Source organism: Marinobacter sp. NFXS11 (assembly GCF_040148675.1).
In the GTDB taxonomy this organism is placed as follows: Bacteria; Pseudomonadota; Gammaproteobacteria; order Pseudomonadales; family Oleiphilaceae; genus Marinobacter.
In genome coordinates, this window is the sequence record NZ_JAGDDV010000002.1 from 524127 (window position 1) to 540333 (window position 16207).

15 protein-coding genes are annotated in these 16207 nt (G+C 58.1%); 12 read left to right on the forward strand and 3 right to left on the reverse strand.

The features are described from left to right. Positions 1-13: 13 nt before the first annotated feature. Positions 14-934 (reverse strand): alpha/beta fold hydrolase, encoded by a 921-nt coding sequence (locus tag J3362_RS11470; RefSeq protein WP_349519837.1) that lies wholly within the window; start codon positions 932-934, stop codon positions 14-16. Between the two features lie 196 nt (positions 935-1130). Between J3362_RS11470 and folE the strand changes: the two genes are divergently transcribed. From folE to J3362_RS11515, 9 genes are all read left to right on the forward strand, one after another. Continuing rightward, entirely contained in the window at positions 1131-1700 is a 570-nt protein-coding gene (gene folE / locus J3362_RS11475) for a GTP cyclohydrolase I FolE (RefSeq protein WP_008172758.1), read from the forward strand. Between the two features lie 24 nt (positions 1701-1724). Continuing rightward, on the forward strand, positions 1725-2099 hold the full coding sequence (folX, locus tag J3362_RS11480; RefSeq protein ID WP_008172757.1) for a dihydroneopterin triphosphate 2'-epimerase: 375 nt from the start codon (positions 1725-1727) through the stop codon (positions 2097-2099). A gap of 23 nt (positions 2100-2122) precedes the next feature. Beyond that, complete coding sequence (locus J3362_RS11485; protein WP_349519839.1) at positions 2123-2560, forward strand: CoA-binding protein; 438 nt, start codon at positions 2123-2125, stop codon at positions 2558-2560. A 107-nt stretch (positions 2561-2667) separates the two neighbouring features. After that, the gene (locus J3362_RS11490) at positions 2668-4935 is read left to right on the forward strand and encodes a putative bifunctional diguanylate cyclase/phosphodiesterase (RefSeq protein WP_349519841.1); all 2268 of its coding nucleotides are present in this window, start codon (positions 2668-2670) and stop codon (positions 4933-4935) included. A gap of 50 nt (positions 4936-4985) precedes the next feature. Next, on the forward strand, positions 4986-5297 hold the full coding sequence (locus tag J3362_RS11495) for a hypothetical protein (RefSeq protein ID WP_349519843.1): 312 nt from the start codon (positions 4986-4988) through the stop codon (positions 5295-5297). 152 nt (positions 5298-5449) lie between these two features. Further along, positions 5450-5893 (forward strand): MerR family transcriptional regulator, encoded by a 444-nt coding sequence (locus J3362_RS11500; RefSeq protein ID WP_349519845.1) that lies wholly within the window; start codon positions 5450-5452, stop codon positions 5891-5893. A gap of 6 nt (positions 5894-5899) precedes the next feature. Beyond that, positions 5900-8521, forward strand: a complete 2622-nt coding sequence (locus J3362_RS11505; protein WP_349519847.1) for a heavy metal translocating P-type ATPase — start codon at positions 5900-5902, stop codon at positions 8519-8521. Between the two features lie 126 nt (positions 8522-8647). Then, entirely contained in the window at positions 8648-9097 is a 450-nt protein-coding gene (locus J3362_RS11510) for a DUF411 domain-containing protein (RefSeq protein WP_349519848.1), read from the forward strand. A gap of 154 nt (positions 9098-9251) precedes the next feature. Then, positions 9252-10973, forward strand: coding sequence for a diguanylate cyclase (locus J3362_RS11515; RefSeq protein WP_349519849.1), 1722 nt, complete (start codon positions 9252-9254; stop codon positions 10971-10973). A 42-nt stretch (positions 10974-11015) separates the two neighbouring features. On the opposite strand, the gene J3362_RS11520 is transcribed toward J3362_RS11515, so the two are convergent. After that, entirely contained in the window at positions 11016-11942 is a 927-nt protein-coding gene (locus J3362_RS11520; protein WP_349519851.1) for a 4-helix bundle domain-containing protein, read from the reverse strand. A 137-nt stretch (positions 11943-12079) separates the two neighbouring features. On the opposite strand from J3362_RS11520, the gene J3362_RS11525 reads away from it, so the two are divergent. From J3362_RS11525 to J3362_RS11535, 3 genes are all read left to right on the forward strand, one after another. Continuing rightward, on the forward strand, positions 12080-12754 hold the full coding sequence (locus tag J3362_RS11525; protein WP_349519853.1) for a Fe2+-dependent dioxygenase: 675 nt from the start codon (positions 12080-12082) through the stop codon (positions 12752-12754). Positions 12755-12838: 84 nt separating this feature from the next. Then, the gene (locus J3362_RS11530) at positions 12839-14824 is read left to right on the forward strand and encodes a ribonuclease R family protein (RefSeq protein ID WP_349519855.1); all 1986 of its coding nucleotides are present in this window, start codon (positions 12839-12841) and stop codon (positions 14822-14824) included. A 61-nt stretch (positions 14825-14885) separates the two neighbouring features. Then, positions 14886-15089 (forward strand): hypothetical protein, encoded by a 204-nt coding sequence (locus J3362_RS11535; protein ID WP_349519857.1) that lies wholly within the window; start codon positions 14886-14888, stop codon positions 15087-15089. Between the two features lie 10 nt (positions 15090-15099). Here the strand turns inward: J3362_RS11535 and yihG are convergent, their stop codons facing one another. Continuing rightward, positions 15100-15993: a 1-acylglycerol-3-phosphate O-acyltransferase, YihG family gene (yihG, locus tag J3362_RS11540; RefSeq protein ID WP_349519859.1), complete on the reverse strand. Its 894-nt coding sequence runs from the start codon at positions 15991-15993 to the stop codon at positions 15100-15102. Between the last annotated feature and the right edge of the window lie 214 nt (positions 15994-16207).

Genomic DNA, 16207 nt, shown 5'->3' on the forward strand with positions numbered 1-16207 from the left:
CCCGCCCCGGGAGCTATCCCTCGCAGCGCTTGCGAAACTCCCGATAGGCACTGAAAACCTCCCAGGGGCACTCCAGATGGGGGTAGTGCCCGATATTCCTGAGGGTGACCACATCACCATCGGGCATCAGTTCCCTGTAGCGTCTGACCATGCCGGCACCCGAGACCGGATCGGCGGTACCCGAAATCAATCGCATCGGCTGCGTTGCCTTCTGCAGCGCGCCAACCCACCGGTTGCGGTGACAGCGTCGTTCTTCCATGAACTGGATCAGATGATGCAGGATGCCCCGGCCGTTGTTATAGGTCAGCAGGTGCCAGAAATCCTCCATATCCTGCCGATCAGGCGGATTCTGGTTTCCGAATAACCGGCGGAAGTTTCGCTCGAAACTGCGTCGGGTCAGGCCCCGGCTGATCAGCCCGCCAAAGGGGCTCCCCAGCAGCTTCTGAATAAGCAGGGGATTGTGGACCTCGGGGAAAAGGGCGCCGTTGAGGAAACAGACACTCGCAATCCTGAATGGCAGCAGGTCCTCTTGCTCCCTCGCCAGAAGCTCCTGGGCAACACTGCACCCGTAGTCATGAACCAGCAGGTGCACGGACGGCAGACCCAGACCCTCAATCCAGCCCTGAAACAGATCCGCCTGGTCTTCAATGCTGTAATCGTAATCGGCGGGTTTATCGGAAAAACCAAAGCCCAGCATGTCCAGGGCCAGCACGTTGTGCTGCTGAACCAGCATCGGCCAGAGTCGATTCCAGTCCCAGCTGGCAGTGGGAAATCCATGGATCAGCACCAGCGGTTCTCCCGAGCCTGCCATCCGGCTGAAGATGGCATGTCCCTCGAAACTGAACCACTTACCTCCATGTTGCCACCCTTCTAGGGTGCCTTCCTCGCGCCCCGCGGCGGAAACCCCACCAACGGTCGGCATCACCTCATCCATGCATTGTCCCCGACGAACATTGATAGCCTGAAACTGTAGAACAAACCGGCCGCCACTGCCATAGCCCCACCGCCCATACCACTGGGCGTGGCGGCCAAAGTGGTCTTTTCCGACGATGCCTGCGTAAAGCGTAGAGATGGCGGGCAAATTGCCTTAAGCTTTGGCCCTCGTAAGACACTGCTAACCGGAAAAGACTATGAGCAAACTCCTTGACGACCTCTCAGGGCACTTCCGTGCCATCATCGATGGCCTGGGCGAAGACCCGGATCGCGAGGGTCTGCAAGACACTCCAATGCGCGCGGCCAAGGCCATGCAGTTCCTCACGTGCGGGTACCAGCAGGACCTTGGCGACCTGGTGAACAATGCGGTATTCGAATCGGCCATGGATGAAATGGTCGTGGTTCAGGATATCGAACTCTACAGCATGTGCGAGCACCATATGCTGCCGTTCATCGGCAAGTGCCACATTGCCTACCTGCCCGCAGGCAAGGTACTGGGCCTGTCCAAGTTTGCCCGCATCGTCGACATGTACGCCCGCCGTCTGCAGATCCAGGAAAACCTGACCCGACAGATTGCCGAAGCCGTTGAGAGCGTCACGGGCGCCAAGGGCGTGGCCGTTGTCATCGAAGCCCAGCACATGTGCATGATGATGCGGGGCGTGGAGAAACAGAATTCCCGCATGAAAACCTCGATGATGCTGGGGCAGTTCCGCAAATCCCAGGCGACCCGCACAGAGTTTCTAACGCTGATCAGTAACAATCGCTGAACTATCTGACCCGAGGGAGGGCGCATGACAGACGTCAACGGGAATCACCTGGCAAAAGTCCGCATCAAGGACCTTCTTCTCAGGGCCTACATCGGCATCAAGGAAGAAGAAATCAATAATCAGCAGGACGTGTTGATCAACGTTGCGCTGACTTATGATGCGACGGAAGCCGTAAACCAGAATGAAATCTCCGCTGCCCTCAACTATCGAACCATCACGAAGCAGATCATTCACCATGTGGATGGCAATCGCTTCGCCCTGCTCGAGCGTCTGACCCACGAGGTTCTGACCATCGTCATGGAGCATGAAGCGGTACAGTGGGCCGAGGTGGAAATCGACAAGCCTCACGCGCTACGCTACGCGGAGTCAGTGTCTGTCTGTCTGCAGGCACACCGTTAATCCAGCGAGGTTTCTCCAGCATCATGCCCAGTACCAGCCCGGAACAGTTGCGTGACATCCTGACCACTGTCAGAACCATCGCCCTTGTCGGTGCCAGCGAAAAGACCAGCCGGCCTTCCCACGAGGTCATGGAATACCTTCAGGCACAGGGCTACCGAATCCTCCCGGTGAATCCCCGCCTGGCAGGCAAGACGGTACTCGGCGAAACCGTTTACGCCGATCTGAACAGCCTGCCGGAACCGGTGGACATGGTTGATCTGTTCCTGGCACCGGAACGCACCGATGCCATCATTGACCAGGCTATCGATCTCAACATCCCGGTCGTCTGGTTGCAGATTGGTGTTATCAATGAGGAGGGCGCGGCCAGGGCTGAGGCCGCAGGTCTGACGGTCGTGATGGATCGTTGTCCCAAACAGGAAATTCCCCGCCTGGATATCTCCAGGGTTTCTGACCGCTCCTGAAACCCGATCTGAATCAGGCACTGCGTCACACTTCAAGTACTCTTCTGTTACCGGTCTGTCAGGTCTGACATAATCACCGGATATAAACAGAAGACTGGAAGAGCCCTGTGGATCAACCTGCATCACCCCCTAAAGCTGTTGTTTCGGGCCTCTTGAGTCCGGCATTTCCGGTGGTGATTTTCCTGGTTTTCCTGGGTCTGGCAGCCGGCCTGCGCTATGGGCTGGTTCAGCAGGACAAACATCAGATAGAAGCAAACCTGGCCAATGAAGCCCGTGCCATGGCCAACCACCTCGAGCGGGAATTTCTGATTCATGCCGAAGCAATCCGGCGCATGGCTGAAAGACTCGAGACAGCTCCGGACATCACCGAACAGGAGTGGCGCCAGGACGCCCGCAACTATCTGGACGATTTCGGGGTTTACCAGGCCATTGAATGGATTGACTCTGATTTCGTTATCCGCTGGCTGGAGCCATTCACCGATAACGAGGAGGTCATCGGATACAACGTTGCCTTCAACGAGGAACGACGCCAGGCGCTGGAGCTGGCGAAGCAGTCCGGCACCTGGGATCTCTCAGGTGTCATCAATTTGCGCCAGGGCGGCAAGGGCATGGTGATCTATGCGCCCGTGGGAGCAGGCCCTGAAAACAATGGTTTCATGGCCGGCGTCTTCAGGATGGAAGTGCTGGCCCGGCAACTCCTCACCGAACGGGTTCTGGAATCGTTCCGGATCGAGATCCGCGAAGCCGGCGAAGTCAGCTATGAACTGAACGTGTCACAGCCCGTTAGCAGCGAATTTTCGCGACGCCAATCCGTTAATCTGCCGACGCTGGACTGGACCCTGACACTTCGCCCGTCTGTCGAGTGGGTCGAGAACCAATACAGCGACTGGCCTGCCCTGACCTTTGCCACGTTCCTGTTGATGGGCCTTCTCACCAGCCTGACCACGTTACTGGTGCAGCTGATTCTGAAACGCAATCAAGCCCTGCTGAAGACCCGCCGGGAGCTGGATCAGGAAATCGAACAGCGCACCGCGATTCAGAAGGATCTGGCGCGGCTGGAATCCACCGACACCCTCACTGGTTTGGCCAACCGTCGGTTCTTCATGGAAGACCTGTCCCACACCCTGAACATTGCCGATCGCCAGATGCGCCAGGTAGCCCTGGTGATGCTGGATCTGGACCGGTTCCAGACGCTGAATGACTCCCTTGGCCACCAGTTCGGTGATGAACTGCTGATCAAGGTGTCCGAGCGGCTCAACCGTTTGAGTAACGAACGGCTGCTGGTGGCCTACTCCGGAGGCGATGAGTTCATGTTCTGCCAGCAGCAGGTACACGACATTGACGACATCATTCACCTGCTGGGCCAGATCAAACAGTGCTTTGACCAGCCCTACGAGGTTCAAGGCCAGTCCCACAGCATTACCGGCACCATGGGCGTGGCGGTGTATCCCCAGAGCGGTCTGGACGCAGATACGCTGTTGCGCAATGCCGACATTGCCCTGTATCGCGCCAAGGAGCAGGGCCGAAATACTTACCAGTTCTATACCGAAGGAATGCAGGAACGGGAAGTTATGCGCCTGGAGCTGGACAAAGATCTGAGCCAGGCCCTGGCCAACAACGAATTCGTGCTCTTCTACCAGCCTCAGTTGAATCTGGACACCGGTGAAATCCAGAGTGTTGAAGCGCTGATACGTTGGCGCCATCCACGCCGAGGTCTTTTGCCGCCAGTGGAATTCATTCCTCTGGCGGAGGAAAGTGGCCGCATCACCGATATCGGGCGCTGGGTGGTCATGGCGGCCTGTCGGCAGCTGGCGGCTTGGAAAGGCACTCCTCAGGAGGGCCTGCGCATTGCGGTCAATCTCTCGGGCCGAGAGCTGGACGATGAGGATCTGGTGGATCATATCCGCGAAGCGCTGGCAGCAGAGAATGTCCCGGCAGATCGTCTGGAGGTTGAGCTGACCGAGGAGATCTTCATCCAGAATATCGAGCACAATCGCAACCAGCTCTCCCGCCTGCATCAGTTGGGAGTGAACCTGGCTATTGATGACTTTGGTGTCGGTTATTCGTCTCTCGGCTACCTGCGGGATTTCCCGGTCGACCTGTTGAAGATCGACCGCTCGTTCATCACGGAGGTCACCGAACGCCACGACGATGCCGTCATTACCCGGGCGGTGATCAATCTGGCGCACAATCTGGGTATTCAGGTGGTTGCCGAGGGCGTGGAAACCGAGGAGCAACTGAGCTTTCTGAAAAACCAACGCTGCAACTTTGCCCAGGGTTACCTGATCAGTCGGCCGATCCCGGTCGATGATCTTGAAAAAGCGCTGGCCTCCGGCGTTCTGGTGGCGGGCATCACCGCCGATTCCGGATTGTAATTACCCCCGGCCGTCCCCAAGATACGGATAAATCCTCCAGGTGAGATTCTATGGCTGCGCAATACCTGACACCGGAACAGGACGATAAGATTCGCCAGTGGGAACGCTGGAACCGGAACTATTTTATTTTTGCCTTTGTGGCGCTAACCATCATCCTGGTGTTCAGCAGCCAGCTGGGTTTGTCCAGCGACGAAAGCTGGGGCCCCCTGGGTGTTCTGATCGCCGCCCTGATCATGCCCATTATTGTTCTGCAGCTTAAGCTGGCGTGCCCGGCCTGCGGCCACAAGATTGGCTGGCAGGCGAAGCTGATGGCGCCGGACCAGTGCAAGACCTGCGGTACGTTTCTACGCTCCCGGGATTAATAGGCCTTCCCGGACTCCTCCCTCGAAAAAAACCCTTTGACCTGTGAGTTGCTCACAGGTTCTAGTCTATTCTTATTGGTTTGGAGTTTGCCGTGCTGACTTCAGTCTCTGGTTCCTGAAGCCATTATCTTTGGCACATTGAGAACAAGACGATGAAAGTAAAAGAGATTGCAGACGCAGCTGGTGTAAATCCGGATACAGTGCGTTTCTACACCCGGGAAAAACTGCTTCAACCAACCCGTAACCCGGACAATAACTACCAGCAATACGATACCGAGGATCTCCGACGGCTTCGATTTGCCCGGAAGGCCCGGCAGCTGGGGTTTTCATTGCCCGAGATTCGACAGATCCTTAACCAGGCAGACGATCATCATTCGCCGTGTCCGATGGTCCGGGATGTGTTTCAGCACCGGCTGGCGGAGGTTGAGCGGGAGATTCGGGAATTGCAGCAGCTGCGCGAGCGGATGACCGCAGCGTTGGCGGCCTGGCAGGACATGCCTGATGGTACGCCGGATGGCCATACAATTTGCCGGTTGATCGAACACTGGGATGATCCGGCGCCCTGTTGCGGGGCAAACGAACAGAACGAGGGGTGAATCTGGATGACTGACACACCTGTTTTACAAACCACGCTCAGTATTTCCGGGGCTTCGTGCCAGGGCTGTGCGAAAAAGATTCGCAACGCACTGGAACCGTTAACCGGCGATGCCGGGCTGGTCGAGGTTAATCTGGAAAGGCAGACCGTGGCCTTGCCGGAGGGTGTAGATGCCGCTCAGGCGGCGCGTATTGTTACCGAGACCGGCTACCCCGCTGAGCCTTTTCAGGAAGACGCCGAGCCGGACAGTTGCTGTTCTTCAGGTAATAAGGAAAAGGCCGACTCCATCGAAAACCCTGAAGATCAGACAACCGGAGAAGATTCGGCGCCGACGGGCTCTGAAGCGATAACCGGTGCGGACGGGCAGATTCATCTGTCGGTGACGGGAGCAACCTGTGCCTCCTGCGTAAACACAATTGAGAAGGCCCTGATGTCGGTCTCCGGTATCAGTCATGCCCACATGAACCTGGCAGACAACACCGCCACAGCCACGGGTGATGCCGATCCCGAGGCGCTGGTGAAGGCGGTTGAGAGTTCCGGTTATGGCGCCAGCGTGATTGAGGACGAGGACGAAGCCGATGACCGCAAGCAGGAGCAAGACCGGAAGCAGTACAAGACCCTGCTGATTAAGATGGCGGTGAGTCTGGGCCTGGGGCTTGGGCTGATGGTCTGGGGCATGGGCTTCGGCACCATGATGGTGACGGACGCCAACCAGGGCACCTGGCTCGGCCTGGGTGTGCTGACACTGATCGTGATGGCAGCCACCGGCGGGCATTTTTATACCGGCGCCTGGAAGGCCTTCCGGCACCACAACGCCAACATGGACACCCTGATTGCCCTCGGTACCGGCACGGCGTGGCTCTATTCCATTGTCGTGGCGAGTATTCCCGGAGCGCTGCCGGAGATGGCTCGCCATGTCTATTTTGAGGCCTCGGCGATGATTATCGGCCTGATCAACCTGGGTCAGGCGCTGGAGCTTCGGGCCAAGGGCAAGACTTCGGAGGCCGTTCGCCGGTTGTTGGACCTGCGGGCAAAAACGGCGCGGGTGATTCGCGACGGTGAAGAGCAGGACCTTCCGGTCGAGGAGGTTCGCAAGGGCGATCATATCCGGGTAAGGCCCGGGGAGAAATTACCGGTCGATGGCGTGATTGCCGAAGGCTCGACCCGCATTGATGAGAGCATGCTCACGGGTGAGCCCATGCCGGTGAGCAAATCGGAAGGCGATGAGGTTTCTGCCGGCACCCTGAACACCCACGGTTCGATCGTCTATGAGGCCACCCGGGTAGGCAGTGAAACCGCGCTGGCCCAGATCATCAAGCTGGTGAAGAAAGCCCAGGGCTCCAAGCCCGCCATCGGTCGGCTTGCCGACAAGATTTCGTCGGTGTTCGTGCCCACCGTCATGCTGATTGCGGTAGTCGCGGCGCTGGTCTGGTACAACGTCGGGCCGGAACCGGCCGTAGTTCATATGATGGTGGCTGCCACCACGGTGCTGATCATTGCCTGTCCCTGCGCTCTGGGTCTGGCCACGCCGATGTCGGTCATGGTCGGTGTTGGCAAGGCAGCGGAATACAGCGCGCTGATCCGCCAGGGCGATGCCCTGCAAACCGCCGGCAAGCTGGATCTGGTCATACTGGATAAGACCGGCACCATCACCGAAGGCCATCCGGCGGTTACCCGGGTTCATGCCAGTAACGGTGAAGAACAACGCCTGCTCGCCATCGCAGCCGGGCTGGAACAACACTCCGAACACCCCCTGGCCGAGGCCATTCTGTCGAAGGCCAAAGAGGAAAGCGTCGAACCCGAAAAGGTGACCGGTTTTGAAGCCCTGAATGGCAAAGGCGTGCAAGGTGAACTCGACGGCAAGCCTGTGCGACTGGGCAACCGTCGCTGGCTGGAAGAACAGGGCATTGCCCTGGACGATCTGGCCGATGCCGCCCGCACAATCACCGACGAAGCCGGCACTCCTCTTTTTCTGGCACTGGGCAACGAGGCCCTGGGGGTCATCGGTGTTGCTGACGCCATCAAACCGGACTCCAAGGCCGCGATCCAGCGCCTCCATGAGGCCGGCATCAAGGTGATGATGGTCACCGGCGATGTCGACGCCACCGCGAAGGCCATCGCGAAGAAGGCCGGTATCGATGACTACCGGGCGGAAGTCCTGCCCGAAGACAAGGCCGAGGTGGTCAGCGAAATGCGCGGCAAGGGCCACATCGTCGCCATGGTTGGCGACGGCATCAACGACGCCCCTGCCCTGGCAGCGGCAGACGTCGGCTTTGCCATTGGCACCGGCACGGATGTGGCCATTGAGAGCGCCGGCATCACGCTGATGCGTGGTTCGCTTCACGGCGTGCCCGATGCCATCGAGATTTCCCGGGCCACGGTGAAAAATATTCACCAGAATCTGTTTGGCGCGTTCGTATACAACACAATGGGTATTCCGGTGGCCGCCGGCCTGCTCTACCCTATCTGGGGAATACTGATGAGCCCGATTCTGGCCGGCGCCGCCATGTCCCTGTCCTCGGTAACGGTAGTCTCGAACGCCAACCGTCTGAGGTTGTTCCGAACCAGTCACCGTCCGGAACAGAACGGCAGGCACAGTGATCCGAAACAGCAACAGGAGCGGAATTGATGGAGGCACTACTGGTAAACGTCGGAGGACTCGCCCTGATGGCGGCCATCGTCTGGTGGTTCTGGCTGTCCGGTTCTGACGACACAGGCTCAAGTGAACATCAACATCACCACTGAGGTACTTGCCATGAAAAAACACACGCTGGCTTTTGGCCTGATGGCAGCCCTGGGATTCAGCACCACGGCGCTGGCTGCGGGCGCCGCCCAGAGTATTCACGTCTACAAATCCCCCACGTGCGGCTGCTGTGAAGACTGGATCGACCACCTGGAAGAAAATGGCTTCGAGGTGGAGGCGACCGACACCAACGACATGGGCAGGATCAAGGCCGATGCCGGCCTGATTGCCGGTCTTGGCAGTTGCCATACCGCCTTTGTCGGCGATTACGTCATCGAAGGCCATGTGCCGGCCGACGACATCAAGCGCCTGATCAGCGAAGCGCCCCGGGCCACCGGCCTGAGCGTGCCCGGCATGCCCATGGGGTCGCCTGGCATGGAGATGGGCGACCGGAAAGATCATTACAAGGTCATTCTGTTTAACGAGGCAGGACAGACCCGGATCTTTTCCGAGCACAATTAACATGAATGTGGAGACAAGGGCCGCATAAACAGGCCCTTGCGACCGGTTTTCCTCTTATATCCGAATCCGTCCCTGTCCGTTTTTTCTACACTCTGGTTAACCAGTGTTCTATCATTAGCGCCCAGAAACCCGGAACCTCCGAGAGGGATACTCGTTGAGCCTCAAAACCCGCATCCTTGGCCTGGCCGCCAGCCTGATTATCGTAGCTTCGCTGGCTTCGTGGCTGGCCTATCGGGAGCTTTCCGAAAGCATCATCGAGCGCTGGGGGCAACAGGTTGCAGAAATTCAGGTGCGCTATGACAGCGCCCGCCTGCTCCAGTCTCTTGAGCGGGAGATCGGGCTTGCCAAACAAATGGCCAGCTCCTCCGCCCTGACCAACTGGGCCGCCAATCCCGATGACGCCGCACTGGAGTCGGAAGCCATCCGCCAGATGGAGAGTTTTCGTTCCAATTTCCGGGACAACAATTACTTCGTTGCTCTGGTCGAGAATGGCCACTATTACTACAACAACGAAGAGAACGAATACGCCGACAGCCAGTTCCGGTATGTTCTCGATAAAGAAAAACCCGATGACGCCTGGTTTTTCCAGTTGATTGAGGAAGGACGGGACTTCCACCTCAACGTCAATCCGGATACCGAACTGGGGGTCACCAAGCTCTGGATCGATGTATTGATGCGGGACGAGACCGGCGAGATTGTCGGCATGGTCGGTACCGGTCTCAGCCTCGATGCTTTCCTGCAGGATATTGTCGACATCGGTCAGGAAGGCATCACCACGCTGTTTGTCGATTACAACGGCGCCATACAGCTATACCGCGACCGCAACTACATCGATTTCGCCAGCATCATCAAACCCGAAGGACAGAAGAACACGGTCGACCTGCTGTTCGAGGATCCCCAGGACAAGCAGCAGATCCTCGGTATGCTCCAGCTGCTGAAAAAGCGCGGAGACCAGGCCGGACAGGTGGAGAGCGGCTTCGTGACGGTGGATGGTCGCAAGCATCTGGCCGGGGTTGCCTTTTTGCCCGCCATTGGCTGGTTTGAAATTACCCTTCTGGATCTGAACACACTTCTACCCCAGAGCTTTCTTTGGCCGCTCGCAGCCGTATTCCTTGTGACCTTGCTCGTGAGCCTGTTGCTGTTCCATTTCATCATCCAGTCACGGATTCTGAAGCCCATCATGAGCCTGGAACATGCAGTGGAAAAAGTCCGTGAGGGTAGTTTTGACCTGCCACGTCTCGAAAAACCGGATAATGAGGTTGGCTGGCTGGCCGACCATTTCGAAAAAATGGCTCAGAAGCTGGGTCAGTCCACGCGGGAGCTGGAGGCAAAAGTGGCTCAACGCACGGATGAGCTCAACCGGCTGGCCCGAATTGATCCACTGACCGGTCTTAAGAACCGTCGCGGACTGGACGAGGTGCTGGAAGAAGAGATTCAGCGGGCCCGTCGGCAGGACAGCGGGTTTGGCGTTATCTGGCTGGATATCGATCATTTCAAGACGATCAACGACAGCCTCGGCCACCAGGCGGGCGACCAGATTCTCTGCCGTGTCGCACTCTGGCTCAAAGCCGGCGTTCGGCCCTACGATCATCCGGGAAGATGGGGCGGCGACGAGTTCGTGGTTTTACTGTCACCGTGTGACCCCGGCACCCTGGAACAGATTGCCCGGCGAATTCGGGAACTGGTAGAACAGGAGAGTCGAAAAACCGGCGCAGCGGTAACGGTCAGCGTCGGCGGATTTTTTGCCCGACCCGGCGACACCAGCGATACCATTCTCAGGCATGCCGACCGCGCGCTTTACCGCGCGAAAGCCGGCGGCCGTAACCAGGTCTGTATCGACACGCTGGATGACGAAACAGCGCTTTCCGAAGACTGACCGAAAAGCCGGAGCCCAAACCAGAGGCCCCGGCAGCATCAATCAGTACAGGAACGGCGCAAGGGCCAGCTCCAACCGGGCCTGGGCCGAGTAGACATTAGCCACGGGAACGGCTGGCTGCTCAGGCGGCACGGCGGACGGCCAGGCTTTCTGGAGCTCTTCCAACGCCTTCACGGCATCACGCCAGGCTTCCTTGTTCTGTTTTTTGAGTGTCGCCTGGTGGCTATCCAGATAGTCACGTGCAGAACTCACAAAGCCGCGCCCGTCCTGATATTCGTGCACGGCAACAAAGCGCCCTTCTTCCAGCGCCTCGTCATACTCAAGCACGGCCTGCTTGGTCAGCGAGAGGACCACTCTCGAGACGGTTCCGGCGCTCTGTGCGTGCTTGCTATCGGCAGCGTTGACCGCTTTCTCGAGAGCCACCCAGGCTGCCTGGAACTCCTTATTAATGTCGCTCCAGCGCTCAACCTCGCCTGCCTGATTCGCCAAAATCTCCAGACGTTCACTCAGGTCGTTTTGACCCCGGCTCTCCAGGCCCGGCGCAACCATGCCATGAAGCTCAACCCAGGGATGCGTCAGATGTGGGCGCCCATCAGCGACCTGGCCTGCCTTGATCAATTCGCGAGCCGCCATCAAATGACCCTGCATCATCTGCAACATGGCAATATAGGCGCCGTCAGAGTCGACAGGAGAAACAGCGGAAGATCCGCCTTCTCCGCCTTCTCCGCCTTCTCCACCGGCGGCAAAGTAACTGAATGCGGCTCCTGCTCCGGCTTCGCCACCTTCGCCTCCATGGTGTTCACCGCCTTCACCCCCGTGATGTTCTCCGCCCTCGCCGCCTTCTGCTGAGCCCGAGGTCATCATGTCGTCGTGATGCTTTTCTTTATGCTCGCTGGCGACAACTCCCGAACTGGCAATCAGCGTAGCCATGCCAATGCCGGTCCAGAGCTTCAACTTTTCATTCTTCATTCCGTTCTTTCCCCTGTTAAAAACCGCCTGCTGCTCTTCGTCAACAACGGTAAGATTGATGGTCTGTCCATAGTGGTGCATGATGCGCCACAGCCAATACTGATTGCAAATTATTCGTATTAAGAGTTGAGCTAACCATGATTATCTGTATCGACCAGATCCTGACCCCTGAACAGCTCCAGCGAATCCGCAACGCGCTTGACGGCGGCCAGTTCCAGGACGGGCGGAGCACAGCCGGGTGGCATGCAAAGCTGGTCAAGAACAACGAGCAATTGAAGGTGTCCGGGAGCCAGGCGGAAGGTCTTCGGGCCGAAGTAGAAAAAGCCCTGACGGAACACCCCCTGTTCCAGATGGCAGTGCGGCCTGCCAAGGTCACACCTCTCATATTCAGTCGCTACCGGGATGGTATGACCTACGGCAATCACGTGGATGATCCTTTGATGGGCCGGGGGGCCGGCAGGTTGCGGACCGATGTTTCCTTCACGCTGTTCCTAGACGATCCTGAAAGCTACGAAGGGGGCGAACTGGTTACCGAAACCACGGCCGGTGAGCAATCCTACAAATTACCGGCTGGCGCGGCGGTGGTCTATCCGTCCTCAACCCTGCACAGGGTTGATCCGGTCACGCGGGGCCAACGCCGTGTCGCTATCGGTTGGGCTCAGAGCACCATTCGGGAACCAGCCCAGCGGGAAGTGCTCTTTGATCTGGACACGGCCCGGCGACAACTGTTTGAACGTGAGGGTAAAACGACAGAATTCGATCTGCTCACCAAATCACTGGCCAACCTCCAGAGATTCTGGACAGAAATCTGATTTGCGTATTCTGCTATCTGACGCATAGGGCCATAACCGTTATACTCCGCCCCATCATTCATTATTTACCAGCCAGGTTACTTCATGCTCAATGCCGACGCCCTCACCCAGTTGCGCCAGCTGAAATCGGATATCAAGGACAACAAGGTGGTTTTTCCGGGTACCGTCAAAGCCACCAATGGCCGTTTCGGATTCGTTGCGCTCGACGAGGGGCGGGATGTTTTCCTGCCACCCGAGGAGATGCAGAAAGTGCTGCCCGGGGACCGGGTGAATGTTACCGAGCAGGAAGTTGAGAAAGGCAAAACCCAGGGCGTGGTTGACGAACTCCTGGAAACCCGCCTGAACACCTTTGTGGGTCGTTACCTGATAAAAGGTAAAGGGCATTTCGTGGTACCCGAGACGCCGGGCATCAACCGCTGGATCTTCATCCCCCCCAAGGAACGAATGAACGCCCAGCAGGACGATTACATCTACTGCCAGATCCACAAGCATCCGATCAAGGACGGCAAGGGCCAGGCCAAGGTACTGCGGGTAATCGGTAAGGCCGGCGAACCCGGCATCGAACGCTCTTTCACCCTGGCCACCTTTGATCTGGCGGACACCTGGCCGGACGCAGTGCGCACGCAGGCCGACAGCCTCGGTGACAGCGATATCGAATCCCGGGAAACCGGACGGGAGGACCGCACGGAACGCCCATATGTGACCATAGACAGCCCGGGCACGCAGGACATGGACGACGCCCTGCTGGCCGAACCCAACGCCACCGGCTGGACACTCTCGATTGCCATTGCCGATCCGACGGCCGTGATCGACACCGACAGCCCGGCGGAACAGGAAGCGTTCAATCGGGCCACCGCTATCTATTTCCCGGGCGAGCCCCTGCCCATGCTGCCAGACAGCATCAGCACTCGCCTGTGCTCGTTGATGCCGGAAGCCAAGCGCCTGGCCCTGGTATGCGATCTTCAGGTTAACAACGATGGCAGCCTTGGCGACTACAGCTTTCATCAGGCGGTTATCCAGTCCAAAGGCAAGCTTAGTTATGAGCTGGTCTCGAATCTGATCGAAGGTCGTGAAGACGACGACATCAAGGCACTGCCGGACGCCGTCGCCAACAGCCTGGACCAGCTGCATCAGGCAGCGACAGCCCTCCGGAAATGGCGCAACGAGCATGCGCTGCTGAGCGGCGACCGTCCCGAATTCCGCCTCCGGCTGGATGAAAACAAACGTATCAGGCTGATCGAACCGTCCATCCAGAATGAAGCCCATCGGCTGGTGGAAGAGTGCATGGTCGCCGCCAACCGCTGCGCCGCGGATTTCCTGAGCAACCACACCGCCGGCCTGTTCATCCAGCATCCCGGGTTACGGGATGATCGCGCCGATAACATCCGGGCATTGATCGACAGTCACGCACCGCACCTATCGGGAGTCGATGCTCATCAGGCCGAGGGTTTCCGCAAACTGATGAAGGAAACAGACGCCCTTGAAGCCGAGGTGCCGGTCAAGGCCATACTGTCCCGCCAGCTGGCCCGGGCCGAGTTGAGTTTCAAGCCCGCCCCGCACCATGGCATGGGCCTGGACGCCTACACCACCTTTACCTCGCCGCTGCGCAAGTTCTCGGACTTTTACGTGCACCGGCTGATCAAGGCGGCTCTGTGGAACACTCCTATGAAAGCGCTGACAGATGATCAACTGGAGGCCCTGCAAGCTGCCCAAATCCGCGCCCGACAGGCGGCGAACAGCCTGGAATCCTGGCTCAAGAGCGATTTTGCCAAAACCCTCGGCGACGAACCTATGGCCGGCGTTATAAGCCGCACAGTACCCGCCGGCTTCTTCGTTCGCCTGGATGCCAACGGGCTGGAAGGCTTCGTAAGCTGCAAGGATCTTGACGGCAAGTACAGCTTTGATCCGGTTACCATGCGCCTTATCCACAACAAGAACGGACGCATCTTCCAGCTGGAACAACCGGTAACGGTCAGCTTTGCCGGGGTGGATGACGAGCGCAGACAGATCAATTTCAAGCTGGTGGAAGCCCAGGAGATCCCGACCGGGACGAGCTCCGACAACGGTTGAAAAACCACACGGGCAGGCGCATCGTATCAATCAGCACATGATCCGATGATGGAGGTGCGCCATGCCCATCACGCCCGATGAATTTCTGAAAAAGTACGGTTTCGACAAGGAAGACGAAGAGCGGGACCACAGTCTCCGCAACAACGCCATGGAGCACGCAAAACATCTGCGCAGGCCCCATGCGGGAACGCCCCACGATTGGGAAGAGTGGGAGCGTTACAAGCAGGAGCATCCGGACGAAGTGGAGGATGACTCCGACAACTGATGCCCGGTAATTACCGGGCCAGCATCCGCTCCAGCCGTTCATCCTTGGCCTGCCACTGCTCTCCCAGCCAGTTCTTCACGTTCCGACGGTGCTCCGCATCCGTTGAGTAGTCCCGGCCTTTCAGGTGATCCGGGATATCAACGGTGTGGATTTCCATTTTGACTTCCGTGACCCGGCCACAGATAAAGTCCCAGAAGGTGGGTGCGCCGTCCGGATAGGCAATGGTCACATCCACCAGGGTCTGGATCGAGTCCCCCATGGCGTCGAGTACAAAGGCCGCACCGCCAGCCTTTGGGGTCAGCAGGTGTTTGTAGGCAGACTTCTGTTTATCGTGCTTAGCCTGGGTAAACCGGGTCCCTTCAACGAAGTTCATCACACTGACCGGGGTGTGGCGGAACTGCTCGCAGGCCCGACGCGTGGCCCGCAAATCTTCACCGCGTTTCTCCGGGTGTTTGATCAGGTACTCCCTCGTGTACCGCTTCATGAACGGGAAATCGAGGCCCCACCAGGCCAGGCCTATGACGGGCACCCATATCAGTTGCTGCTTGAGGAAGAACTTGAGAAAAGGGGCGCGGTGGTTGAAAACCCGCTGCATGGCGAAGATATCCACCCAGCTCTGGTGATTGGCCAGCACCAGGTACCAGCTTTCCCGCTTGAGGTTCTCGGCACCTTTCACGTCCCATTTTGTGCCATGGGTAAGCTTCATCCAGCCGGTGTTGCAGGCGACCCAGGCTTCGGCGATCCAGATGATGACCCGGGTGCAGAGTACCCGGAAGCCCTTGATGGGGATGATGAGTTTCAGGATGGCCGGTATGTAGAGCAGTATGCACCAGAACAGGGTGTTGATTCCCAGCAGGATGGAGTTGAGTACACCGATCACGGGGGCAGGGAGAAAGCTGAGCATGGCGGTCCTGTTTTTCTGGTTGTTCTTTCAAAATGGGACCTAATGATATCAACCACAGCCCTCATTGGGCAGTGGCCTGAAGTGACCGGTTTGCCCACCAGTTTGGACACTTCTGCCATGGTGATTTACACGCCAGCATGGATAATCCCGGTTTCTGGCCGAAGAGAATCGAAGTTCGGTAATCCGTATAGTGAGCATCAAATTTTCCATGGAC